A 307-nucleotide genomic window follows, 5' to 3' on the forward strand; every position below is an offset into this window, starting at 1 on the left:
CGGCCGCTGGAGTTGGCGCGGTTTAAGATATTAAAAAATATATTATTTTAAACCGCGCCAGCTCCGACGGTTGTCGGAGCTGGCGCGGTCCAGCCAATCCAACAAATGGCGCATACCGCACCGGGCGCGGTTTAGAGAAAATCCGGCAGGCTCTTGCGGATCGCCTCAGGGCTATGGGTCGTCAAGTTCTTGTCGACTTCCCCTGCGACCAGCTGTTTGAGCGAAGGGGACTGATGTTTGCGCAGCATTCCCAGGAAAGCCGGAGCAGCGATGACGTAAAGCTTTTGAAGCTCCCCTTTGTTGCGCG

At 55.7% G+C, this 307-nt stretch carries 1 protein-coding gene; it reads right to left on the minus strand.

All coding sequences use genetic code 11. The annotated features are described in order from the left end of the window. Window positions 1–131 precede the first annotated feature (131 nt). On the minus strand, window positions 132–307 hold a 176-nt coding region (locus tag GPT33_RS02385), incomplete at its 5' end, for a host attachment protein (protein WP_296805566.1).

Origin of the sequence: Thiocapsa sp., from assembly GCF_011390875.1 — a bacterium.
Taxonomy (GTDB): domain Bacteria; phylum Pseudomonadota; class Gammaproteobacteria; order Chromatiales; family Chromatiaceae; genus Thiocapsa.